Annotated in this window: 22 protein-coding genes and 2 pseudogenes; 22 read left to right on the top strand and 2 right to left on the bottom strand. The window is 38.5% G+C overall.

The annotated features are described in order from the left end of the window. Positions 1–49 precede the first annotated feature (49 nt). From fba to LSG31_RS01270, 19 genes and pseudogenes are all read left to right on the top strand, one after another. Positions 50–889 (top strand): class II fructose-1,6-bisphosphate aldolase, encoded by an 840-nt coding sequence (fba, locus tag LSG31_RS01360; protein WP_347437656.1) that lies wholly within the window; start codon positions 50–52, stop codon positions 887–889. 308 nt (positions 890–1,197) lie between these two features. Further along, positions 1,198–1,482 (top strand): annotated as a pseudogene (locus LSG31_RS01355) (MFS transporter); the annotation flags it as partial. A 318-nt stretch (positions 1,483–1,800) separates the two neighbouring features. Then, positions 1,801–2,709, top strand: coding sequence for an AraC family transcriptional regulator (locus LSG31_RS01350; RefSeq protein WP_347437655.1), 909 nt, complete (start codon positions 1,801–1,803; stop codon positions 2,707–2,709). 426 nt (positions 2,710–3,135) lie between these two features. Beyond that, positions 3,136–4,077, top strand: a complete 942-nt coding sequence (locus LSG31_RS01345) for a sugar phosphate isomerase/epimerase family protein (protein WP_347437654.1) — start codon at positions 3,136–3,138, stop codon at positions 4,075–4,077. A gap of 51 nt (positions 4,078–4,128) precedes the next feature. Next, a complete protein-coding gene (locus LSG31_RS01340; RefSeq protein WP_347437653.1) occupies positions 4,129–5,328 on the top strand; it encodes a Gfo/Idh/MocA family protein in 1,200 nt (399 codons plus the stop codon). 424 nt (positions 5,329–5,752) lie between these two features. Next, positions 5,753–6,775, top strand: a complete 1,023-nt coding sequence (locus LSG31_RS01335) for a LacI family DNA-binding transcriptional regulator (RefSeq protein WP_347437652.1) — start codon at positions 5,753–5,755, stop codon at positions 6,773–6,775. Between the two features lie 242 nt (positions 6,776–7,017). Then, positions 7,018–8,058 carry a bifunctional inositol 2-dehydrogenase/D-chiro-inositol 1-dehydrogenase gene (gene iolG / locus LSG31_RS01330; protein WP_347439411.1) on the top strand — a complete coding sequence of 347 codons (1,041 nt, stop codon included), beginning with the start codon at positions 7,018–7,020 and terminating at the stop codon, positions 8,056–8,058. Positions 8,059–8,141: 83 nt separating this feature from the next. Continuing rightward, positions 8,142–9,110, top strand: a complete 969-nt coding sequence (locus tag LSG31_RS01325) for an ABC transporter permease (protein ID WP_347437651.1) — start codon at positions 8,142–8,144, stop codon at positions 9,108–9,110. Further along, positions 9,107–10,114 (top strand): ABC transporter permease, encoded by a 1,008-nt coding sequence (locus LSG31_RS01320; RefSeq protein WP_347437650.1) that lies wholly within the window; start codon positions 9,107–9,109, stop codon positions 10,112–10,114. The genes LSG31_RS01325 and LSG31_RS01320 overlap by 4 nt, the downstream gene beginning before the upstream one ends. An 88-nt stretch (positions 10,115–10,202) precedes the next feature. Then, the gene (locus LSG31_RS01315) at positions 10,203–11,198 is read left to right on the top strand and encodes a sugar ABC transporter substrate-binding protein (protein ID WP_347437649.1); all 996 of its coding nucleotides are present in this window, start codon (positions 10,203–10,205) and stop codon (positions 11,196–11,198) included. Between the two features lie 210 nt (positions 11,199–11,408). After that, complete coding sequence (locus LSG31_RS01310; RefSeq protein ID WP_347437648.1) at positions 11,409–12,932, top strand: sugar ABC transporter ATP-binding protein; 1,524 nt, start codon at positions 11,409–11,411, stop codon at positions 12,930–12,932. Between the two features lie 161 nt (positions 12,933–13,093). Continuing rightward, positions 13,094–13,204 (top strand): annotated as a pseudogene (locus LSG31_RS01305) (methyl-accepting chemotaxis protein); the annotation flags it as partial. 335 nt (positions 13,205–13,539) lie between these two features. Further along, positions 13,540–13,707: an HAD-IA family hydrolase gene (locus LSG31_RS01300; protein WP_347437647.1), complete on the top strand. Its 168-nt coding sequence runs from the start codon at positions 13,540–13,542 to the stop codon at positions 13,705–13,707. A gap of 187 nt (positions 13,708–13,894) precedes the next feature. After that, on the top strand, positions 13,895–14,200 hold the full coding sequence (locus LSG31_RS01295; RefSeq protein ID WP_347437646.1) for a hypothetical protein: 306 nt from the start codon (positions 13,895–13,897) through the stop codon (positions 14,198–14,200). Positions 14,201–14,937: 737 nt separating this feature from the next. Beyond that, positions 14,938–16,023 carry an ABC transporter substrate-binding protein gene (locus LSG31_RS01290; RefSeq protein ID WP_347439410.1) on the top strand — a complete coding sequence of 362 codons (1,086 nt, stop codon included), beginning with the start codon at positions 14,938–14,940 and terminating at the stop codon, positions 16,021–16,023. Beyond that, positions 15,977–17,776 carry an ABC transporter permease gene (locus LSG31_RS01285; protein WP_347437645.1) on the top strand — a complete coding sequence of 600 codons (1,800 nt, stop codon included), beginning with the start codon at positions 15,977–15,979 and terminating at the stop codon, positions 17,774–17,776. The genes LSG31_RS01290 and LSG31_RS01285 overlap by 47 nt, the downstream gene beginning before the upstream one ends. 46 nt (positions 17,777–17,822) lie before the next feature. Continuing rightward, positions 17,823–18,914 (top strand): ABC transporter ATP-binding protein, encoded by a 1,092-nt coding sequence (locus LSG31_RS01280; protein WP_347437644.1) that lies wholly within the window; start codon positions 17,823–17,825, stop codon positions 18,912–18,914. Between the two features lie 51 nt (positions 18,915–18,965). Continuing rightward, positions 18,966–19,727, top strand: a complete 762-nt coding sequence (locus LSG31_RS01275; RefSeq protein ID WP_347437643.1) for a COG4280 domain-containing protein — start codon at positions 18,966–18,968, stop codon at positions 19,725–19,727. Continuing rightward, a complete protein-coding gene (locus tag LSG31_RS01270) occupies positions 19,728–19,928 on the top strand; it encodes a hypothetical protein (RefSeq protein WP_347437642.1) in 201 nt (66 codons plus the stop codon). 112 nt (positions 19,929–20,040) lie between these two features. On the opposite strand, the gene LSG31_RS01265 is transcribed toward LSG31_RS01270, so the two are convergent. After that, positions 20,041–20,481: a chromate resistance protein ChrB domain-containing protein gene (locus LSG31_RS01265; RefSeq protein WP_347437641.1), complete on the bottom strand. Its 441-nt coding sequence runs from the start codon at positions 20,479–20,481 to the stop codon at positions 20,041–20,043. 191 nt (positions 20,482–20,672) lie between these two features. Continuing rightward, positions 20,673–21,173: a Chromate resistance protein ChrB gene (locus LSG31_RS01260; protein WP_347437640.1), complete on the bottom strand. Its 501-nt coding sequence runs from the start codon at positions 21,171–21,173 to the stop codon at positions 20,673–20,675. Positions 21,174–21,826: 653 nt separating this feature from the next. Between LSG31_RS01260 and LSG31_RS01255 the strand changes: the two genes are divergently transcribed. Genes LSG31_RS01255 through LSG31_RS01245 form a run of 3 tightly spaced genes read left to right on the top strand, consistent with a single transcriptional unit; the run spans position 21,827 to position 25,666 of the window. After that, on the top strand, positions 21,827–22,873 hold the full coding sequence (locus LSG31_RS01255) for an ABC transporter substrate-binding protein (RefSeq protein ID WP_430734228.1): 1,047 nt from the start codon (positions 21,827–21,829) through the stop codon (positions 22,871–22,873). A 37-nt stretch (positions 22,874–22,910) separates the two neighbouring features. Beyond that, the gene (locus LSG31_RS01250; protein WP_347439409.1) at positions 22,911–24,605 is read left to right on the top strand and encodes an ABC transporter permease; all 1,695 of its coding nucleotides are present in this window, start codon (positions 22,911–22,913) and stop codon (positions 24,603–24,605) included. Further along, positions 24,602–25,666 carry an ABC transporter ATP-binding protein gene (locus LSG31_RS01245; protein WP_347437638.1) on the top strand — a complete coding sequence of 355 codons (1,065 nt, stop codon included), beginning with the start codon at positions 24,602–24,604 and terminating at the stop codon, positions 25,664–25,666. The genes LSG31_RS01250 and LSG31_RS01245 overlap by 4 nt, the downstream gene beginning before the upstream one ends. Positions 25,667–25,676: the final 10 nt, after the last annotated feature.

Raw genomic sequence — 25,676 nt, 5'->3', positions numbered from 1 at the left:
ATAGAGAGGTGAGAGAGAAGTGACGTTAGTAGCATCAAGATTAGTTTCCATGAAAGAAATGCTTACGAAAGCATATAAAGGGAAATATGCTGTCGGACAATTTAATATCAACAGCTTTCAGTGGGCAGAGGCTATTTTAGAAGCTGCAGAGGAAGAAAAATCTCCTGTCATTGTGGCTTCATCCGATAGACTCGTAGATTACTTAGGTGGATTTAAAACGATTGAAACTATGATCAATAGAATTATAGAGGTAAAGAACATCACCGTACCTGTAGCATTACATTTAGATCATGGCAGCAGTGTGGAACGATGTAAAGAAGCGATAGACGCCGGATATACTTCTGTAATGATTGATGGATCCCATCACCCGATTGAAGAAAACATTGTGATGACGAAACAAGTTGTAGAGTATGCACGTCTATATCAAGTTTCTGTCGAAGCAGAAGTTGGAACCGTTGGCGGCAATGAGGATGGGCTTATCGGTGGCATTCAATATGCAGATCCGCAAGAATGTTTGCGCATTGTGAAAGAAACAGAGATTGATGCATTGGCGGCGGCCCTTGGTTCCGTTCATGGGCCCTATCAAGGGGAGCCAAAATTAGGGTTTGCTGAAATGCAGGAAATCTCAGAGTTGACCAATACTCCACTTGTATTACATGGCGGTTCCGGTATACCGGAATATCAAATTCAAAAAGCAATCGAACTTGGTCATGCAAAAATTAATGTGAATACGGAGTGTTTACAAGCATGGGCAAAAGCTCTTCGTGAAACATTAGCAAATGACACCGAAGTGTATGATGCACGTACTATTCTTTTACCGGGTAAGAAAGCAGTTAAAGACACGGTAAAAGCTAAGATGAGAGAATTTAAATCAAGCAACAAAGCGTAATAAATAGGAGAGGATGTTTATGAGATGGTGAATAAGGCATCCTCTTCCTTTTTATTCTGAAATTAGTTTATAAGTGCGTGTTCAAAAAGTGGTTAAGTAAGACACAAGGAGTGCGAAGCCGAAGCACGAAAAGGCGACGGAGTGTACGTGTTTGGTACATGAGTAAGCCTTTTTGGAATTCGGCAAAGCAATCCGCTGTGGAGTTTTGACTACTTTTTGAACATCCTCTATAAGATAATGGATTTCAGTAGGAAAATAGTTGGTAACTTTGCCGTCATATTGTTAATTCAATAATGGATTAAATTTAATATTTGGCCTTTTTTCAAGGAGCTATTGGCCCATTAACCTGGCTCGTTATTTCCGAAATTTTTCCAGTTCGTTTACGTTTGGTATGGGAATTGCTACTTTGTTTTTATGGATTTGCAATTTTTTAGTGGGACTATTTTTTCCTGTTCTTTTGAATGGAATCGGACTTTCAGGAACATTTTTCGTATTCGCTGTGTTTGGTATTTTGGGGATAATTTGTAGCGAAATCCTTACCAGAGACAAGAGGGTTATCATTAGAACAATTAGAGGATAACTTCAGGAGATAAGATTTTGGAAATCAGAATAGGATTCGTTGGAGGTAGAATTTCAAGTCAAAATAGACAGAAACATTTGGATATTTAAGTTTATTGAAAAAAAGTGGGGATGGAGAGAACCATCTCCACTTTTTGTCCTTTGATAATAAAGTACAATTCTTCAAATTGGATGGCAAGCGTTGCAGTCATCGTATTTAGCGCAGGTGAGACCAATACTGGGGATAAATGTAGAAATGTTTTTTGGTGACAATTTGTACATGACTATTTTTGGGGGGTGAATTATCATCTTAAATAAGGTGTTTGCATCTTTTTGACAAGGATGTGTTTTTATTGAATTTAAATAAATTTCTTTCTGGAAAAAGTACTTTGAATGAGTATATTCATCGTTTAAACCAAAATGGTGCATCTTTTCAAGTGCATTATTGGGGAGTCATGCAAAAGCATTATGACAATCTATTACACAAACATTCCTTTTTTGAAGTGTGTTATGTGGTTGAAGGGGAAGGAATTTATATAGATGATAATCATACCTATTCGCTTCAAGAGAATACACTTTTTTTATCAAAACCAGAAGTTTTGCATCAAATAAAAAGTGAAAAGGGACTATTTCTCTTATATGTTGCGTTTGAATTAATTGAATCTGAATCGAGTGAGAAATGGATAAGGATCATGGAGATAGCCAAACAATGCCCAGTAATAGTTATACAGGAAAAAGATGATACGCCCACGACTTTACTATGGAAATCTCTGCTTATCCAAGCATCATATCGCAAACATGCTTTTTTCGAAGAAATGCTTTCAAACATAGCATATTCCCTTATTATTTCAATACTACAAAATTTTGTTCCTTCTTTAAATCATAGTAATCTCGAAAATGTCCCAGAAGTGTATTCTTTACTCCTTACTCAAGCAATATTATATATTCATGACAATTTGGCGAGTTCTTTAAAACTTTCGGAAGTTGCAAAACATTTCCATATATCTGGCCGGCATTTGTCTCGAATCTTTGTATCAGAATTGGGAGTAAGTTACTCAAAATATGTTTTGGATGAACGAATAAAAAAAGCTGTCACATTACTCAAAAAATCGAATTTATCAATAAAAGAAATTTCTGAGGAAACGGGCTTTATATCTGTCCAATATTTTACTCGTGTTTTTACTTCTATGATGCAAATTTCACCCGCGCGTTTTCGCTCTCTGTATGTAGATTCAAAAACGACAGAGTTTTCGGATAATTGATTCCCCACTTAATTAAAGTGGGCTTTTTTTCTTTAAAGAACATTTTACAAGTTGTTGTCTAGAAAGATGTCTTTAAAATGCAAAAATATGTCTTCAAAGTTTAAATACAAATATTACGGACCTTTATATAATTATCTGTGTAAACAGATGAAATATTAAATATAAAGAAGGTGATTTTATTCGAAAATGATAGCTGAAATAAGCTTAGTAAAGAATTTTAAGAAAAAGAACTATTTTAGTATGATGTCTTTTAAATGCAAAAAATATTCGGTTCATTAATATAAGAATGACTATGTTGTTATCATATTATTAGTTCGAAGATATATGAAAATGGATATATTATTTTTTTATCTTGAGAGAAATCGGTTACATAATCTCTCAATTGCGAAGCCATGCGGCAATAACTAGCCAAGGAGGCAAAATTTTATGAAATTATCATATGTAACAGATAGTTTGGGTCACTTGCCATTTGAACAAATGTTAGATTTTGTAGTGGAATTAGGGATCGATACGATTGAAATGACAACTGGTGGCTGGTCTTCTGCACCCCATTTAAATTTAGATGAACTATTAGAAAGTAATCAAAAAAGGAATGAATTTTTAAATAGTTTAGAAAAACGAAATATAAAACTGTGTGCTTTAAATTGCTCAGGAAATCCTTTAGATCCAGGGAAACTTGGAAAAGAGCATCGGGAAGTTACAGATAAAACGATGGAATTGGCTAATTTGTTAGGGGTAAAAAAAGTAGTTATGATGAGTGGTCTTCCAGCCGGAAGCCCTGAAGATAAAATTCCTAACTGGATCACTTATACTGTCAGTTGGCCTCCGGTTCTCAAGGAAATTTTAGATTATCAATGGAATGAAGTAGCGATTCCGTATTGGGGAAAATTAGTTAAAAAAGCTGAAGGATGTGGCGTTGAAAAAATTGCACTTGAAAATTTCAGCTCCCAATTAGTTTATAATCCTGAAACTTTATTTCGATTACGCAATGCAGTAGGTCCAATAGTGGGGTTAAACCTGGACCCAAGCCATCTCATATGGATGGGAGCTGATCCGATTTTAGCAGCTAGGGAATTAGGAGAAGCTATTCATCATGTTCATGGTAAAGATGTTCGGCTTGAGAGACACCTTTCAGCTGTGAATGGTGTGTTGGAAACCAAAGAAATAACGGATGTAGCGAATAGAGCCTGGAACTATGTAGCAGTAGGTTGCGGAAAAGACTTGCAATGGTGGAAAGAGTTTTTCTCCGTAGTTAAGATGATGGGATATGATGCAGAAGTTTCTTTGGAAATGGAAGATCTTACTATGTCTGTAGAAGCGGGGATAAGAACCTCAATTGATGCGCTAAAACAAACACTTAGCTTTTAGCTTAAATAGGTGATTCCAAATGAAAATTATATAAATGAGAGGAGCTTTACAATGTTAAATGGTGAAAGAAAAATTGCAAGACCACTACGTTGGGGTATGGTCGGAGGTGGCCGACTTGGTCAGGTTGGTTATAAACACCGTACTGGTGCACTAAGAGATAATACAGCTTATCAATTGGTAGCAGGTGCATTTGATATCGACCCCGAAAGAGGAAAGGATTTTGGTATAAATATTGGTGTTGATGGGAACCGTTGCTATCCTGATTACAAAACAATGTTTGCAGAAGAAGCGCTGAGGGAGGATGGAGTTGAAGTTGTATCCATTGCAACTCCTAACGGAACTCATTATGAAATTTGTAAGGCGGCATTAGGAGCTGGTTTGCATGTTATTTGTGAAAAACCTTTGTTTTTTACCTCTGAAGAGGGTGAAGAGATTAAAGATCTGGCAGAGAAAAAAGGAAAAATTGTTGGTGTAACGTATGGTTTCTCTGGAAATCAAATGTTACTTCAAATGCGGGCAATGATTGAACAAGGAAAAATTGGCGAGATACGTGTGGTTGATTTGCAGTATACTCATGGTTTTAATGCAAATGATCAAGCGGATAAAACAAGTGATTCGCAAAAGTGGCGTGTTGACCCTAAGGTAGCAGGACCAAGTTTTGTTTTAGGCGATCTTTCCACACATACGTATTATATGTCACAGTTGATTATGCCACATATGAAAATTAAAAAATTGTTATGTGACCGGCAGAGTTTTGTTGGCAGTCGTGCCCCTTTAGAGGATAATGCTTTTGTTCTTATGCGGTACGAAAATGGAGCGGTAGGAAGACTTTGGACATCATCCATCAACGCGGGATGCATGGACGGTCATAGAATTCGAATTGTAGGATCAAAGGCAAGTTTAGAATGGTGGGATAGCAAACCAAATGAACTTAGATATGAAGTTCAGGGAGAACCTATTCAAACTCTAATTCGTGCAATGCCTTACTTAGACGAATCCTGTAATGCCGATGAGCGTTTAGGAGCACTTCATCAAGAAGGGTTGTCGGAATCATGGGCAAATATTTATCTCAAATTTGCTATTGCTATTGATGCTAAAAACCGGAATGATGAGGAAACATTAAAGAATTTAGTTTACCCTGATATTGATGCTGGCTTGGATGGTATTCGCTGGATTGAAAATTGTGTTCGTTCTGCAGACAATGGAGCGAGTTGGGTAGAGTTTGAGAACATAAAGGCGTTGTTAGTGTAAAAAAACTAATGTATAACCTGATATAGTGAAATTTAATAAAATACTGGATATCAAAATATTTCAGCAAGACTGTGGTATTGCCCGTGAAGGCCATTCCACAGTTTCAATATATAAATAACTCTGGGATAAAACTGTAAGGATCAAAACGGAATATGTAAGTACTGATCGAGATACGAAATGCAAAGTATATTTGAATTCGAGCAGAAAAGATCACATTTTGTTCTTCCAACGCACTATATTTAGATATGAAATTATAAACAACTCGATTCACGGGATTAAAATGGTGAAATATGTTATAACTAATTTACCCAATAAAAAACACAAAAAATTCTGTACAATAGTTTTATAATGTATATAATAAAAGATATATAGAAAGAGTGCGTGATCGTAGATGAGACTCAAAATAAATAAGGAATAGATGGTAATGAGTGTAACTATAAAAGAAATTGCTGAAATAGCTGGTGTACATCGATCAACAGTAGATAAGGTATTACACAACAGAGAAGGTGTGAGCGATGAAGTAAGGGAAAGGGTAAAGAATATAATACATGAATTGGGATATGAGCCAAATATAATTGGCAAAGCTTTATCTTACCAAAAAAAGACTTTATTAGTACCTGTATTATTGTTGGATTTTGATACATTAGAAGAAATGAAAGCTGGAATAGAAGAAGCATATCGGGAATACAAACAGTTTGGATTGAAAATTCAGTATTATATTACAAGTAACTCTGATCCTGTAGAACAGTTAAATATAATCAATCATCTAAAAAAGAAAAAAATCTCCGGACTCATCATAACTCCGCTAAATGATATAAGAATCAGAAATGCGATTGATGAAATCGTGGATGAAGGTATTCCAGTCATCACAACAAATATAGATTTACCTGAAAGCAAAAGAATGTGTTTTGTTGGACAGGATATGTTGAAAGCTGGCAGAGTCGCTGGTGAATTAATGGGGGAGATTTTGAATGGACATGGTAAGGTAGCAATTATTACAGATTCTAAAATTCAATCGTTCGTGCAGAAAAGGCAAGAAGGATTTGAAAAAGTGATAAAAAATACGTATCCCAATATTGAAATTGTCGATGTTGTTGAAACATACGAACAAAAACTTACCACCTTTCAAAAAACAAAATCATTACTTGATAAAATTGAAGATCTTAAAGGAATATATATAACTTGTGGTAATGTTAGTGAAGTAGGTAAGGTAGTAAGATTTATGAATAAAGATAAGCAGGTGAAAATAGTAAGTTTTGATGTTTATCCTGAAATTGTGCAATTGATCAAAGAAGATGTCATTAATTTTACAATTGCTCAGGATCTGTTTTCTCAAGGCTATAAACCATTGAAAATCCTTTTTGATTATTTATATCATGAGAAAAAGCCGGAAACAGAACACATTAAAACATCGATTGATATTAAAATCAAAGGAAATATTGAATGAGCTGATAAAAATTTGGCAGATAACTTTGCTGAAGTATCAGCATTTATTTAAGCCATTTTCGAGTCCGTGCTCGTAAAATAAAAATGAATATATTAGTAAGAGATGAATTGTATAAAAACAAACTATTTCCTAAACATTAATGGCGGTATAATCGTTCGTGCTGTGAATATCTATGCTAAAGAGCGCGCGCTCGTTATGAGACAGCTATTTAATTGTATGAACAAGAAGGAGGATTGTATACTATGACTTTACGAGTAGGAGTTATCGGTACAGGTGCCATTGGCCAGGATCATATTCGGAGAATTACCAATACGTTATCGGGTGCCAAGATTGTTGCAGTGGCAGATGTCAACGTAGAACATGCTCATGCAGTGGTTAAAAACGAAAAAATTGATGCAAATATTTATGGTAATGGGCATGATTTGATTCAAGCTGCTGAAGTTGATGCAGTTTTGGTTACTGCCTGGGGTCCAGCCCATGAAGAATTTGTGGTGGCTTCTATTAAAGCTGGCAAGCCTGTATTCTGCGAGAAACCGCTTGCACCAACCGCTGATGCATGTCTTCGAATCGTTGAAGCTGAGGTAACACACGGGAAACAGTTAGTTCAGGTTGGTTACATGCGTCGTTATGATGAGGGGTATCGTGCATTAAAAAAAGTAGTTGATAGTGGGAAAATTGGAGAGCCGTTAATGGTGCATTGTGCACACCGTGCTCCATCAGTATCCAACTTCAGTGGTGATATGGCGATAACGGATGCATTTGTTCATGAAATAGATGTTCTGCGCTGGTTGCTCAATGACGATTATGTTACGGCGCAGGTAATCCTGCCCAGAAACACGCGTCTGGCGGGTAAAGGGCTGCAGGATCCGCATATTGTATTGCTGGAAACCAAAAAAGGGATTCGGATTGACACTGAAATATTCGTCAATTGCCAGTATGGATATGATATTCAATGTCAAATTGTTGGAGAAACAGGTACAGCAAATTTGCCAGAGCCATCCAGCGTGCTTTTACGAAGTGAAGCTAAGCTTTCAACTGAAATTCTTACAGATTGGAAAGAACGTTTCATTGAGTCCTATGATGTTGAACTTCAAGAGTGGATTCATTCGACGGTAAAAGGGGAAATGAATGGACCGTCAGCTTGGGATGGTTATGTGCAAGCAGTGACGGCTGATGCTTGCGTGAAAGCTAAGCAAACGGGGCAAATCGTTCCCATTTCCTTGCCGGATCGGCCTGCGTTTTATGATAAAAACCAATTTTATGAATTCTCTGTTGTTAGATGAAGTTTCTTTATAAGTAAAATGGCATGACAACGAGCACGTTCTCGTTCTTGTTGGTTTTTTAAAAAACTGCAGAGGTGAACTATATGAATTCGCTTTTATCTAGGAATGCTGTAGGAAATGCAATAAAACAACAGGGCATTTTAATAGCGTTTATCTTGTTGTTAATTGCTATCTCATTCCATTCCAATACGTTTTTAACTGCAAATAATATTTTATTGGTACTTCGTCAAGTTTCTATCGTCGGTATAATGGCTGTCTCCATGACGTTTGTGATTATCAGTGGCGATATCGATTTATCGGTAGGATCACTTTTATCCTTGACTACGGTATTGGTTGTCAATCTGCATGATAAGGTGGGACCGGGTCTAGCTATATTAATCACTATCGCTGTTGCGTTGGTCATTGGTTGTATCAATGGGATTTTAATCGGATTTTTTAAACTGAATTCCTTAATTATTACGTTGGCAATGCTTCCTGCCTTGCAAGGCATAACGCTGATCTACTCAGGAGGCAAAAGTTTTATTATTAAAAATCCAAGTCACACTTGGTTTAAATTTTTTGGAAGTTCTTATGTGTTGGGAGTACCTGTCCCTGTACTCATTTTCCTGGTTGTGGCGATAGTTTTCAGTATATTGCTGACTAAGACTACATTCGGCCGGCAAATATTTGCCGTTGGAGGCAATCGGATTGCAAGTGAATTTACTGGTATCCGTTCCAAGTGGGTAACATTTAGTGTGTATATGCTTTCAGCATTTTGCACAAGTATTGGAGCAATTATAATGGGTTCTCGTCTTATGTCATCTCAAAATACTCTCGGTCAAGGATATGAGCTTGATGTTATTGCTGCTGTGATATTAGGTGGTACGAGTTTAATGGGAGGTTCAGGAAGTGTATTTAAAACGGTTATTGGAGTTTTAATTTTAGGTTTTATTAAAAATGGAATGATCTTGCTGGGATTCCCTTTTTATGCACAATGGCTAGTTGAATGGTTTGTGATCATTGCTGCAGTATGGGTGGATTTGATTTCGAAAAGGAGGAAAATTTTCGTATGATGGGACAATTCATCAATGAAAGTACAATGGACAAATCCACTAGTGTTGGACAAAAGAAGGCCGGGATACAATCTCTCAGAATGATTGGGAAATTTATCAGGAACCAACCAATATGGTTGGTAGTCATACTTTGTCTTATCATTTTTGGTTTATCAAGTCCGTACTTTTTTACAGTATCCAATCTGTCGGATGTATTATTGCAATCTTCTATCATTGGATTTATAGCAATTGCGATGACCTTTATTATTTTAAACGCAAATATTGACCTGACTGTCGGTTCGTTATTGGCACTTTCAGCCAATATCGTTGTCGGATTTGAATCACATGGTATGGTGTTGGCTGTATTGGCAAGCCTTCTTGCAGGTGTGGTTATTGGGGCTATTAACGGATTTTTTGTTACTCGAGCCGGGATTAATTCGTTTATCGTCACATTAGGTGCCATGCTAGGGGTACGGGGCTTGGTTTTTGTCTTAACAAAACAGCAATCCTTTGTAGCTGAAAATCCTGCTTTAAGTAACTTTGGTGCTTTACAACTTGGTCCAATCTCGATTATCGTTATATTCTTTTTAGTATTTGTCGTAATTGGCCAATGGGTTTTGAAAAAAACATCGCATGGACGGAATGCAATTGCGATTGGAGGAAATTATGATGCAGCATTAAATGCGGGAGTCCGAGTCAAACTTCACATATTTATTAATTTCATTGTAAGCGGAATCATGGCATCGGTTGCCGGTATCATGATGGCTTCAGAAATGGGAGCCGCCACTCCAACGCTTGGCACTGATTATGAATTGTGGTCGATAACAGCAGTGGTTCTTGGAGGAACGAAACTACAAGGCGGCTTTGGCAGTGTAATCCGAACATTGGGCGGAGTATTGGTTATTGGAATTTTACGAAACGGTATGGACTTGCTTCACGTGCAGTCATATTACGTGCTCGTATTAATGGGAGTCATTTTGATTGCAGTTATATTTATCGATAAGCAAGTAAGTAGGGCTAAGTAAATTTGAAGGGGGTGAGGCACTTGCACAACTAGCAAGATAAAAGAATCACGGATTTGGAAAAATCAAAAAATGGGAGGTAATTGTTACTATGAAAAGAATGAAAAAGTCATTTTATGTATCGAGTGTGGCTTTGTTGTCAGCTATGGTTGTTTTATCCGGTTGTGGGTCACAAAACAGCCAATCGGCAAGTTCTCCCCCGGCTAAAACAAAAGATATTCATAATATAGTGATTGGAATTACAGAAAGCAATGTAGGTGCCGATAGCTATGAGACAACTTACGATCAATCATTCAGAGATTACGCTAAGAAACTTGGTGTCAAAACTGTTATGTTGGATGCCGGAGGCGATCCTGCAAAACAGATGAACCAAATAGAAGACTTAATTCAACAAAAAGTAAGCGTTATTATTGTATGGCCAACGAATGGAAAAACAATTATTCCGGCAGTTAAAAAGGCTTATAATGCAGGCATTCCCGTAATCATGACCAACTCCCCAATCGATCCGTCTGGCAACAAATACATTAAGGGATTCTCTGGACCTGACAATGTAGCAGAAGGGAGAGAAGCTGGCGAGGAATTAGCTGAAGCATTAAATGGAAAAGGTAATATTGTAGAAATTTTGGGTACACCGGGATATACCACGTCAATTCAGAGGGCTCAAGGTTTTAATGAGGCCATTAAAAAATATCCAAATATTAAAGTTCTCGATAGCCAGCCGGCAAATGGTGATCGGGCCAAAGCGCAGCAAGTTATGGAAGATTTTTTAACTAAATATAAAGACATCAACGGTGTATATGCTTTAGATGACAATGTTGGTGTGGGTGCCTTAAATGCGATTAAAGCAGCTGGTCGATTAAAAGACATTAAAATTACAGGGTCAGGAAACTTTGCTGTCGGTTATGATGCAATCGCAAAAGGGGAGTACTACGGTTCTGTGTATCAATCTCCTGTTTCCGATGCAGAAAATGCATTGAAGATGGGAATTGATGTTGCGGAAGGCAAAAAAGTACCATTTAATGATTATTTTAAAACGCCGAAAATTACGCATTCTAACTATAAACAATTTACAAAACCGGTCTTTTAAAATTGTAATAAATCAGATGACGAAATAAAAGATACGCAAAAAAGATGGTTTGAATTTATCGAATCCTTTGACTCCTTGATAATTCTACTATATAAATCATGAATTCGAGGATCAGCCTCTTTTTTGCTACTAAACAAGTTTACTGGAAATGAAAGTTTCATAGTCAATTATTTTCGGTATTTTTGTTTTCCATTGAAGGGGGTTGAAAATATGGCAGACATTTCTCCTGAAAAAAAAGAAGCAATTGATATATTGGAAGTAAAAAATATCTCTAAGGTATTTCCTGGTGTCAAGGCCTTAGATCAAGTTAGTTTGTCGCTTAAAAAAGGAGAAGTCCTTGCGTTGTTAGGGGAGAACGGTGCAGGTAAATCAACTTTAATGAAAGTTTTGGCGGGGGTTTATATACCTGATAGTGGTGAGATGATCTATCAGGGAAAACCAATAACTTGGAAAAACCCCATGGATGCAAAAAAACAGGGCATTGTTCTGATACACCAGGAAATTTCTCTGGTTTCCGAGTTGACTGTTGCCGAAAATATTTTCCTGGGGAGTTTTCCCAATAAAAAATTGGGTCGAATCGATTTTCATAAACTTTATTCCGATGCACGTGCCATTTTAGATCAACTGAACTGTGACTTTTCCGAAACAACGTTGGTGGGTGAATTATCCATTGCTAAGCAACAAATGGTGGAAATAGCACGAGCATTGGCTTTTCAACCGAACGTGGTTATCTTTGATGAACCGACAGCTTCTTTGACTGATGCGGAAAAGGATGTCTTATTTGAAAATATTCGGCGATTAAAACAAAAAGGCGTTGGTATGATTTACATTTCACATAAAATGAATGAAATCTTTGAAATTTCTGATCGAATCACCGTTTTACGAGATGGAAAGGTGACAGGAACGAAGAAAACGGCAGATACAAATGAAGCGGAAGTAACACAGCTCATGATAGGACGTACTTTAGAAGAGTATTATTCCGAAAAGAGTATACATCAATTTGGTAAAGAAATCTTGCGTGTCGAAAATTTGACAGTAAAACGGCTATTTGCAAATATTAGTTTTTCAGTTCGCCAAGGAGAAGTACTTGGGTTGTACGGATTGGTCGGTGCCGGACGATCGGAAGTTGCTGAAACGATTTTTGGAATCCGAAAAAAGGACAGCGGGAAAATTTTTATAGAAGAGGTAGAAAGAAATATACCAGATTCCAATGTCGCCGTCAATCTGGGGATCGCTCTGGTTCCGGAAAATCGTAAATTACAAGGGCTTGTGTTAGGGATGGGCGGGAAAGACAATATGACGTTAGCTCATTTAAAATCCTTGAAACGATTTGGGTTTATTCAAACTAAAAAAGAACTAGATATTTTTGCGGATTTTAAGCAAAAATTTTCAATTAGCATTACGGGTCCTCGTCAACCTGTTGTGAATTTAAGCGGAGGAAATCAACAAAAAGTAGTCATTGCAAAGTGGTTAAGCATCCACCCCAAATTGCTGATATTGGATGAACCAACTCGGGGAATTGATGTAGGTTCCAAATCAGAAATTCATAAATTGATTCGTCGGTTGGCTGAGGAAGGATATGCTGTCTTGGTGATTTCCTCTGAAATGCCGGAAATTATGGGTGTGAGTGATCGCATTATTACTATGTATCAAGGAAAACAGACTGGGGAATTCACGGGTATGGAAGTGACCGAGGACAGTCTGATCCAGGCCATAACCAAGGTAAGTGCATAACTCGTGGGTTTTTTTTAGCTGTTGAATTCATAGATATGGTGTGCATACGGGAATTTAGAGGGTGGAGAAATGAAAACGATTCGATTATGGGCAAACAGCTGCCGGATATCGCGACAAACATCGAGTCCGGCATGTATCACTATTGAGGGCAGCACGAGCTAGCTGGCGAACAAGGGCGTGGGTTTGTCGTTGTTGCTGATGAGGTTCGGAAATTGGCAGAAGAATCTACATCGTCCGCTAAGCAAATTGCCAATTATATTACATCCATCCAAGGAAGAAAGTATTAGAAAATTTAATGTATGAAATCATCTAATTTAAACCTACCTGCAAATCCACCTTGGGGGGAGAGGTCGCAGGTTCAAATCCTGTCATTCCGACCATATGATTAACGTGAGAAACTCTTGTATATCAAGGGTTTCTTTGCTTTTGAAAACCCAAGACGATTGATATAATTGAAAATAACCGCAGTTATAAATTTACAAAATATTTACCCCCTTTTAGACAACTATTTAAAAAACCTCAATATTCCGCCGCTAAGATAAAAAATGTACACATCATATTTAATCAGCGGAGGTGTTAACATGATTCAAAAGTTGATTCCAAGATCATGAATTGGGACGACAACTCACATTATGCAATAATGGCCAAACCGGAAGAAGATATTTATTTGCTGGTGGCAGACGCATTGGGAATGCGCCCGCATGAAGCGTTGTTTATCGATGATAAAGAGCGCAATACGTTAGCAGTTGATCGTTTAGGCTGTTTTAATCGATGAACCGCAGCTTCAATGGCATCCTCTTCTACATACGCTACAATAAGACGTCGATCAATCCGGTTGACCAAAAATGAGTTCGGGTATTGCGAGAATTCCTTGCTCAATGCATGATTGCTTGTTACACTTCGAAAACACATACGTAAGCTGAACTTAAGCAAACATACGAGAAATCTCTAGGAGATTGTATATGTCGACAAGTCATCCGCTTTTTATCAGCTTTATTGGAACTTTGTTCATTTGGTTATTCTTTTCAGAACTTCCCTATTCGTTTGCAGTTGCAATTAATACTTTTTTTCTTTGTTATTCGGTTTTGTTTTTCCATAAAAACCAAATGATTTTACCAATTGGATTTTTATTAGCGATGATAGGGATTATTCTATCCATTCGGGAAACGTTTTGGTTTGAGTTTGTTGGCGCATTGATTTTGTTTTTAGGCCTTGGAATCATTGTAATTCGATATGAACAAGTTGATTTTGACACTACCGGCGAATAGATTTTGTCATTTATAACAACTTGCCCTCTCGCTGGAACGAAAGGAAAAGGCTCTTCAGATTCAAATTTGAAGAGCCTCAAATCCTTATTTCCCTATAGATGTTTATACCATCTAATGCCGTTTTTTTAAAACTTGAATTGCAAGATGCAGGTTGCATCTAGTTATTAATGAATTCGTAAAAAAGAGAAAAATACTTATTCCACCAAATGCGCTTCCAGGAACCAAAGATCCTTGTCAAGTTGACGAGAAACTTCAGTAAAGAGATCCGAAGTATCTGGGTCTTCATCTGCTGAAGCTACGATAGCTTCGCGTGCGTTGTTGGCATTGAGCCATTTCAAAACCTCTTAAAATAGAATGAATCGTCCCTTGAAACCATGGATCCATTATAACCCAATTCCAGAAATCATTATACTTGTTGCGTTGCTGGAAATAAAGTTTGAGGCCGAACATGCACTAGACTATTGGGTATTTCAGCATGACTCAAATAATCAGACAACAATGAGCAACGCAACGTTGGCTATGCAACTTGGCATATTGGTACTTGATTTACAGTCATTCGATCTCGAATGAGTCACTATCAAATAATAACCATAGTTAATTATAACAATCGTTACATATAATTCATAATTTCTCAATAAAACCGAGATATAGTTGAGACATGAGGTTCATGAAAGGTTCATGTAGTAGAAAACATACATACAAACAGAGATAAATGAATGGGAGAGATCATGTTGAGTATGAAACTCACAAATGTAATTTTACCTATATCCCTTATCATGGGAAGTACTGTCATTGTTGCAGGATGTGGAACAAACTCCGCAGCAACAAGTGCAAACGCGGCATCCGCAAAATCCGCCAATAGTACGAAGAATGATTCAAAACAAACGCTCGTGCTATACTCTGCTCAGGGTTATGATGGTGCCATGGCTAAGGCGTTTGAGAAAAAAACTGGCATCAAAGTAAAGCTAGTTGACGATTCTACGGGTAATATTATTGCAAAGATGGAAGCGGAAAAATCAAATCCGCATTGGGACGTAGCGTGGTTTGACGGGGATTCCACCATGCAGGGTATTGACAACGAAGGTATGTTGCTGAAAGGCTGGACTCCAAATGATGTAGGGAATTATACAGCGTATGGCAAATCTATCATCTCTCCAGACAAATCCTATTACCCGGCTTCTATTACTGCAGCAGCCGCAATCGCTTATAATACGAAACTTGTATCCCCTTCTCAAGCTCCAAAAGACTGGAGTGATCTGCTTAAACCAGAGTTTAAAAATGCTGTGGCCATGAATGACCCAAGTATTTCCGGACCCACTTTCCCATTTGTAGCAGGTATGCTGCAAAGCATGGGTACTCAGCAAGGAAAACAATTTTTTACATCCCTCAAGAAAAATGGAATGAAAGTATTCCCAACCAACGATAATACATTGAAAGCTTTGATCGCAGGCCAAGTGAAGGCTGTAATGATTCAGGATTCTGCACTTACTTCGGCAAAACAAAAGGGAGATCCGATACAAATTGTATATCCAACCTCAGGCGTATCATCACTTCCTGGAGTTATAGCAATCGATAAAAATGCGCCCAACATGGATGCTGCCAAGAAGTTTGTCGAATTCGTTTTATCAAAAGAAGGTCAACAGGTGATGTTGGATCCAAAAAATGGTGGTGGAGATTCCTACTTTAATCCTGTAATTAAGGGGGTTCAGCCTAATTCCGCGAGACAACAATCGGGAATTAAATGGGTTCCGGTAGATCCTGTAAAAGCCGCACAGGATGAAAATGCCATTAAACAATGGTTCCATGCAAATATTACCCAGTAAGCGGCTGGAGCAGTTGCGGGGAGGGGCTAGTGCGGCTTCTAGCCTTCTCGTTCTGTTTATTCTGATTGTCTATCCATTGGCAGCTTTGTTGTTGCAAATCGTTTTTCCGCATATTTTCGATTCAACGATGAGTTTCTTGCCATCGATACAACCGCTTGTTCAGGTTTTTGCAGACAAAGGGAATTATATGGCGGTATTGAATTCATTAGGAATTGGTATTACGGCAGCGATATTGGCGGCCATGATCGGTACAATCACTGCATTTGGCTCAGTAAAAGCTGCGAAAATGACTAGAAATATGCTGAATGTGTCGGTTTGGACTATTTTCTTTGCTCCCTCTTACGTAATTGCAGAAGGATGGATGATCCTGATGCAAGATGGCGGTATTTTTGCACAGGCATTTGGTTTGCCAAACGGATGGTCTGCTTGGTTTTTCACACGCTATGGATTGATTTTTACAATGGCTTTACGATATTTCCCATTTGTCCATATGGCCATGGAGCCAGCCATTCGGAACATGGGCATTGAATTTGTAAATGCCGGCAGGTTGTTGGGGGCAAGTCGTCAACAAATAGTATGGAAAATCGTATTGCCATTACTTACGCCAGCGTTGTTAGCAGGTGCTTCCATTGCTTTTGCGGAGGGATTTGGAGATTTTGGTTTTGCAGCGGCCATTGCACCCCAAATGCACATCCCGCTTATTTCGTATCAAATTTATTCTGCATTAAATGAAGCTCCAGTCAACTATACTGCGGCTGCCAGTCTGTCACTGCTTTTAATCCTTGTTACAGGCGGCGCTTTATGGCTACAAATGTTGTGGATGAATCGAAAAACATATGTAACAGTTTCTACGGGCTCAAAAGGAAGCTCTTTGCCTGCTGCACGTGTACCTATTCTTTCTTGGATTGGTTTATCCCTGACAACAGTCGCATTGATTTTACCAATCGGTGCAACCTTTTTGGAATCCCTACTGAAATCAGATGCAGGTGGAATTGGTGTATCAAATTGGAGCTTTCAAGGATACATTGACGTTATCAAAAATGGGAGTGACGGTATTCAGGCAATCTCCAGATCTTTCACGTATTCACTGATTGCAGCTGTATTCACAATGGGAATCGGATTGTTTTTTGCATATAAGATGGTATTTCGAAAATCATTTGCAACACGGATTTTAAATATGGTTACTATGTCTACGATCGCAGTTCCAGGAGTCGTATTGGCAGCCGGATTTATTTTTGCCTGGAACGCGAAATGGCTGGTTCCCATACATCTTGTACTGTATAGTACTTCCGCTTGTTTGGCTATGGCATACATAGCCGGATCTCTGCCCTATTCCATTCGTTTACAAGTTGGGGCAATGAGTCAGCTGTCACCAAATCTTATGAAAGCAGCTCAAGTACTGGGAGCAAAAAGCGGAAAGATTTTATGGAGTATTGTGTTTCCACTCGTAAGTGCAACTACTGTATCGACCTTCTTTTTGGCTTTTACCGGAACTATGTTTGAATTGCCTGCGTCTTCTTTGCTATATCCAGCAGGTGAACCGCCATTTTCTGTCGTAATCGCTTCGAAGTTTAACGCATTTGAATGGGAGCAAGGTGCTGCATTGACCATGCTTGGCTTGGTCTTTGTGTTTGGTTCATTTCTACTCGGTCAATATTTCGTTAGCAGGTTGGAACACAGAAAAATAACAAAGCAGAGAAAGCAAAACATGGAAATCAAATCTCCTGAAACTGAAGTGCTGCTTCCTGTATAATAATGAGTTTCACAAAGCTCTCTTTTTAAAATGAGGTGAATGAGTTGTGTATATAGAGTTGAAAGACGTGGTAAAACGATTCGGTAACAAGCAGGTACTAAAGAAGATATCCCTAAATATAGAGGATGGACAATTTGTTGCTTTGCTTGGTCCATCAGGCTGCGGAAAGACTACGTTGCTCAATGCTTTGGCCGGATTGGCTGACATCGATGAGGGATCGATTCAGGTAGGTGATGCGATCTGGTCCGCGCCTGGGTTTATGCTGCCCCCTGAACAAAGGAATGTTGGAATGGTATTTCAGGATTTTGCACTTTGGCCGCATCTTAGCGTGTTTGACAACGTTGCGTTTGGTCTTAAGTTAAAAAAGCTTTCTCGAGATCAAATGAAGGCACGTGTGTTAGAAGTGCTGGAATTGGTACAAATGGCAAATTACCGGGATCAGTTCCCTCATCAACTATCTGGTGGACAAAAGCAACGCGTGGCGATCGCACGCGCTCTTGCTCCGCGCCCAACCTTGATGTTGATGGATGAACCTCTGTCAAGTCTTGATGCTAAATTACGCGAACAAATGCGTTGGGACTTATTAGGTTTGATACGAAAAGCAGGTACTACTACCATTTACGTAACACACGATCAGGTAGAGGCGCTAAGCATGGCTGATCACGTTGTTCTGTTAAATCAAGGGAATATCGAGCAAGAGGGTTCACCAACACAACTCTACCATTCTCCAGCAACTACATTTGCAGCAAAATTTGTTGGCGCATCGAATTTGCTTCGTGGAAAAGTGGTTCAAAAGTCGGGCCAGTCGATTGTGTTGGAATACTTGGGGGTAAGCGTTCAAGCAGTTTCGAATGCATCTGTAGGAGATATTGCTACACTAATGATTCGTCCAAGTGATATTACAATTCTTCCATCTTTACCTGCAGACGGGAAGGGAACTTGTTTACACGGTACGATTGTTCAAAGGGCTTTCCATGGAATCACGTGGCAATACCGTGTCGATGTAGAGGGGAAATTTGAGATCGAAGTTTGGAATAGTGAAGAGCGTTCAATGGGTGCGAAGGTGAATATGTGGCTCCCTGTCGAGCGTTGTAGAGAAGTTGCCGAAACAAATACATTTGCAATGGCTGCGAGTTAATTACGGTAGGAATGATGAGTGTACTTTTTAATAGAAAGGAAGATTTACGAAGTGAATGTATATGCGATAGGTGCAAGTTTTTTGGGAACTGCAGTTGAATTTGTTGAGGCATTAACGATTATATTGGCAGTTGGAGCCATTCGAGGCTGGAAGAGTTCATTACTCGGTGCGCTATCAGCGGTTGCCATTCTTAGTATTTTAGTTGCAGTGATTGGGACTCCGCTTACAACGACCGTTCAAGTCTTTTGGGTGCAAGCTTTAATAGGTCTGCTTATGCTTTTGTTCGGTATTCGATGGTTGCGCAAGGCAATATTGCGATATTCCGGTTTGAAAGCCCTGCATAATGAAGAAGAAAGCTTTCAAGAAGAAGTGGAAAGACAACGCAAAGCAGGTATCGTTTCGCCTGCCATTGATCGGTTTGCTTTTACAACCACTTTCAGTGGAACGTTTCTGGAAGGTCTTGAAGCAATCTTTATTGTAATCACGTTTGGACTTAGTGCCAAATCGATCCAATCAAGTATTCTTGGCGGCATTCTTGCTGTAGTTGTAGTGATTGGATTGGGAATCGCTTTACGTGGTCCATTGACAAAAATTCCGGAAAATACAATGAAATTCATTGTCGGTGTCATGTTGACCAGTTTTGGCGCCTTTTGGATCGGTGAAGGACTTGGAGTATCCTGGCCTCAGAAGGATGTTTCGATACTCTATATGGCAGCAACGCTATGTCTGTTTTCCTGGATTGAGGTTGCACATTGCAAACGCCAACTTAACACGTCCAGTCAATCCAATTCTATATCGATTGGGGTGAATTAAATGAATGCATTAAAAATTCTCTGGGGATTACTTGTAGATGACAGTCGTTTAGTATCTGTTGTGTTGTTGTCATTAATTTTAGCATTTCTTCTATCTTCCATTCATATGGTACATATTGCTGCATATGTGATTTGGGTTGGTCTTATTGTTTCACTTTGGATCTCGGTGGAACATCAGTTAAAACTAAAAATCAAGAAGTAATTCACAAACTGTTTTCCTTTCATGATGGATGATGCAATGAAACAGGGCTGTTCCAAATGGACAGCCTCTTTGTTTTGTTCTTTATCTTTTGAAACCAATTTTTTAGAATCAATCATTTATCGCTTAATGTACCAACCTTACGTTGACACCAAGCATAAAGGGCATCGTACATTGGTGTTTGCAATTTGATTTTTTCGTGATCATCAACGCCCATGTAATGGAAACCAAAAGCAATTGCACGCAATCCTGCAGATTCGGGAGTAATATCAATATCGATGGGTATATCAGCGCCATGAATAATAGAGCCTAACAATACAAGAGCCGGATCACTTTCTAAATGATATTTCAATAAAAACGATTCAAAACTGCATCTGCCATTATGATGACCTAGTTCAACGCCTTTCATATCAAATGGAATTACATCGGTTAGTAAGTTTGGGTTTGTATCTCCGGGTACAAAAAGAAATTCTGCATTTGGATCAATAAAACGTTGAATTAACCATGGACATACAACTCTTTCCACATTCGCATGTTCTCTTGTAACCCATTTCATAAGATAGGCTCCTTTTCTGTTGAGAAATTTACTATAAGAGGATGTTCAAAAAGTAGTCAAAACTCCACGGCGGATTGCTTTGCCGAATCCCAAAAAGGCTTACTCATGTACCAAACACGTACACTCCGTCGCCATTTCGTGCTTCGGCTTCGCACTCCTTGTGTCTTACTTAACCACTTTTTGAACACACACTATAACTGTGTTTGTGTCAATATTTTTCTACATGTATCGATCAGGAACCGCACCTTTCTTCCTTGATCTGCTTCAAAATAGTCCCTTGCTTCTATGATTTGAAACTGTCGGAGAAGCTTTTGAAATTCTTCTCTAATTTTCTTTTGTTGGATTTCGCTAAACTCCCATTCTTCCTTTTCGTTAAAATTCTCTTGAAATTCCAATAACGAACGCATGAGTTCTGTGTATTCAGCATTTCTGGCATCATTAAATTGTTGAATCATTTGTTCTTCTTTTTCTTTGAAAAATGTTGTGGAAAGAAATGTGAATTCTTGACCGCCAAATGTATTCACTTTATCGGATAATGTATCTATAAATAAATACACGTCATCCTTATTCGGCAGGATGCAAACGCCATCCTGTAAGTATAAAGCACCCAGCTTTTTAAGTTCTCTCCATATATAAGCCCGGTATTTTGTAGGAGTTGAAGGAACCTTATAAATAAAAACAATCCAACTCACTTTAATCACACACTTTCTTATTTGTTATAAGTTTATTATTTTTAGAGGATGTTCAAATTTCCGGAATAAACCTATAATTTTTCGTGAATAAATCGATATAGAAGATATATTTAAATTATAACAAACGATACGAACTAACAATAGTTAAGATATTGCAGTAATTGCCCGTAATCACCAATGCAATGTTTAGAAAGTTACTTAAAGAGTAATAATCTACCTTGCGACAAAGAAACATGTATTAGTAAAGTCATAATGATTTAAATTTAAAGTAATATTTAATTGGAATATTAAAGTATCATTTGTTTGATCTGGATTTAAATTATTAATCTTTGGTGAATTTTTAATCAAATCTAAATATTTTTCGAATCAGATTTTACTTCTGTTTAGCAAAAATTAAAACTCAATTCCGGTAAAAGATTGCTATGGCAGGATTTTTACTAGTGTTGTCTGGATAAATAAGTAAATGGCAGAGGAAAAATAAAAAACCCTTTTCCTTAATATTAGATTAAAACCTCAATTCTATAATAAGGATAACAAGACAAATTATTGAACGAGGTGTGGGATGTAGATTGGTGGCATTGCGATCCTAGCACATCCAGGAATTTATACGGAGGACATTGAGAGTTTAATAAAAAAATCAGGAGGTAGTCAAAATGAAGTCAATGCTTGGAAAAAAAGCAGTTTTGTTACTTACAGTATCAGGTGTTGCAGTAAGCTTGGTGGCATGTGGTGCAAATCCTACCACGCAATCCAAAGATTCCGCTTCTGCTGCGTCAGAACCAAGTGGTACCCTACATTTTTATACATCTCAACCGGATGCTGATGCGGCTGCACTAGTCAAAGCGTTTAATAAAAAATACCCGAATGTCAAGGTTGAAACGTTCCGATCCGGTACAGAAGAGGTTGTAAGTAAACTGCTTGCAGAATCAAAAGCAAATAACGTTCAAGCAGATGTATTGCTTATGGCAGATGCTCCAACGTTTGTTCGTCTCAAAAAACAGGGTTTGTTGATGTCATATAAATCTAAGGAAGGATCGGGTATCCCTGCAAATTTGAAAGATCCAGGCGGAGATTATTATGGTACAAAAATTATGGCAACAGTATTGATGGTCAATACAAATGATGTAAAAAGCTTGCCAAGCAGCTGGAAGGTTCTGACGGATCCCAAAACCTCAGGCAAAAGCATTATGCCTAGCCCGTTATATTCTGGTGCTGCAGCATATAACGTAGGAGTCTTTTCAAGGCAGTCAGATTTCGGTTGGGATTTCTTTAAGCAGCTTGCGAACAATAAAGTTACAGTTTCAAAGGGGAATGGCAGTGTATTAAAGAGTGTTGCCAGTGGTGAAAAAGACTATGGCATGATTGTGGACTTTATGGCAGCAAAGGCAAAAAAACAAGGTTCACCAGTAGACTTCGTGTATCCATCTGAGGGGGTTCCCGTCATTACGGAGCCGGTAGCCATTACGAAAGCAACCAAGAATCCAATTGCCGCAAAAGCATTTGAAGATTTTATTCTTTCATCTGCAGGTCAAAAGGTAGAAGCGAGCAGAGGATATACGCCGATTCGCCAAGGTATCAAGGCTCCGGAAGGACTCAAAACAATTGATCAGATTAAGATTATTTCTGCAAATCCTGACCAATTAGAAACAACAAGGGAAGCCGATAAAAAGAAATTTGGAGAGATCATCAGTGGAAAATAAATTCGAGTTATCATGGAGTGAAATTCGTCCAAATAAAATGAAACTAATTTTACCACGGGTATCAATCTGTCGAATGTGTAAATGGATTTTGTTGATTTTGATTGGATTCTTATTTGTTTATCCTTTCATAAAGCTAGTATTTTTAAGTTTTCAGACAAAACAAGGAATTGGGTTGGCAAATTATTTGGAGATTTTTCGTGATCCTATGACTTGGTCAACTGTTAAAAACTCAATTCTTGTAACAGTGAATTCATCAATACTTGCTATCGTTTTTGGGGGATTTTTGGCGTGGGTTTGCGCGTATACGGACGTACGGCTTAAAAACTGGATGCAAGTATTTGTATTTGTTCCGTATGTGATTCCATCCTATGTCATGACAATCGCGTGGACACAGTTTATAGGTCCAGCCGGTCTCATAAACCGGTGGGCCTCCACTATGGCAGGCCATAAAATGATTATATGGGATGTTTATGGATTAAACGGAATGGTTCTATTGTTAGCTCTCACGAATTATCCGCTCGTATTTTTAATCACTCGTTCAGTCCTTTATCGAATTCCCAGGGATCTAGAGTTGGCTGCCAAAATAGCAGGTGCCAGAAACATACATGTGTTCCGGAAAATCATACTCCCAATGGCGCTGCCTGGTCTAGCCGGTGGTGGATTGCTTGCGTTTATTTCAAGTTTAGATAATTTTGGTATACCTTCCTTTTTAGGGATTCCAAAAGGAATTTCCGTATTAAGTACGTTCATCTATGAACAAGTGGTCGGATATAATTCGAACAACTTTGCGAAAGCAGCTGTTTTATCCATCATACTGGGAATCATTGCTTTGCTCGGAACAGCTGTTCAGTGGTTTCTGGTACGAAACTCCAAAACGGATCAAACTTTTAGCGAAGATCGTTCCATACGTTTTTCATTTGGAAAATACAGACTGATAATCGAGATAGGCATCTGGCTGTTTTTCCTAGTCACAAGTGTATTTCCTCTACTGGCAATGATACAGACAGCATTGATCAAAGCATATGGACTCCCTTTCACATTAAAAAACCTCACATGGTCAAATTTTACTTTTATTCTACAAAATAATGATGCATCGCAAAATGCGATTAAAAATAGTCTTATGCTGGCATGTGCCACAGCTTTGCTCTGTGTATTGATTGGAACAGTCTTTGCATATTGGCGAGTGAAAAAGCCGACTTTGCTTGCAAAGGCAATGGAATGGGCGATTACGTTGCCGTACGCAATACCTGGAATGGTTTTGTCGTTGTCTTTGATTTTGACTTGGAGTGAGCCTATCTCTGGATGGAAACCTGGAATATACGGCACGACCTGGATGATTTTTATTGCTTATATGACCCGTTTTTTGGTTTTGCAAATTCGAACCAGTTCAGCATCTATATTGCAGGTCGGCGAGGAAGTGGAAGAAGCCGCAAGCATACATGGCGGCAGATGGCTCACCAGATGGAAAAAAATATTAGTTCCTTTGTATTCACCAGGAATTGTGACAGGAGCATGTTTGGTATTTTTAACATCACTATCAGAACTGACAGTTTCATCATTGCTATGGTCAGCAGGAAATGAAACGATTGGTGTCGTTATATTTAATTTTGAACAAGAAGGTTCGACAACCTATAGTACAGCATTCTCTACTTTGATTGTGCTTGCAATCCTGGTTTTCATTGTGACCGGATCTCTTGTCAAAAAATTCTGGATCAGGAGAGTCAAGCTATGAATCAATGTGTACATATTAAAGGGATTTGTAAGCATTATGGAAAAGTGGAAGCTTTGCGTCAGATTGATCTGAGTATCATGGACGGCGAGTTTGTCGCATTATTGGGACCAAGCGGTTGTGGCAAGACGACATTATTGCGTTTGATTGCAGGATTTGATCAGCCCAATGATGGGGAAATATGGCTGCATGGTGAACGAGTCGCAACAAAATTCTCTATAAAACCACCTGAGTTTCGGCAAATTGGAATGGTTTTTCAATCCTTTGCACTTTGGCCGCATATGAACGTGTATGAAAATGTGGTTTTTCCGTTGCATTATCAGCCGAATGTGTTAGAAGAGTATAAAAGAAATATCCGAAAACGTGTACAGGAGATATTGGAGTTGGTCGGGCTTGGAGGATTTGAAAAGCGTTTTCCTAGTCAGCTGTCAGGTGGGCAACGACAACGTGTAGCAGTGGCGCGCGCGATTGTGTTTAATCCCGCTCTTTTATTAATGGATGAACCTCTAAGCAGCTTGGATGCCGAATTGCGGATTCAAATGCGCAAGGAAATTCAAGATATTCACCGCAATTTGGGAACTGCAATTATTTATGTTACACATGATCAGTCAGAAGCATTAGCAATGGCGAATCGAGTTGTTGTTATGAAAGAGGGAGCAATTGAACAAGTAGGGAGCCCAAATGAAATTTATTTTTCACCAAAAACTCCGTTTGTGGCAAAGTTTGTGGGCCAATCCAACTTTCTTAAAGGGGAATGGCTGGATTCTCGTACGTTTTCTATTCATTTCAATAATCAAAATCCGGTTGTGATCAATACAAAACAAAACTTTCAACCGTTTCAAAACGATAATATTTTGCCGATTCGACCAGATCAGATTCAATTGCGAAAGCTAAGAAATCAATATTCGAAGAATGGATTATTGGGCAAGGTGCGGCATATTCAATTTCAAGGCAGAGAACTTATGTATTCGGTACAAGTGGAAGAGTATCAGCTGGAAATCATGACAAACACGTATACTCATTTCGAATATGGTGAAGATGTTGAGGTGGAGCTGCTAGTATAACGAGTGACTG

It is taken from the genome of Fodinisporobacter ferrooxydans (assembly GCF_022818495.1).
Classification (GTDB): Bacteria; Bacillota; Bacilli; order Tumebacillales; family MYW30-H2; genus Fodinisporobacter; species Fodinisporobacter ferrooxydans.
Note: the sequence above shows the minus strand (reverse complement) of the source record. Positions and strands in the feature narration are given on the sequence as shown.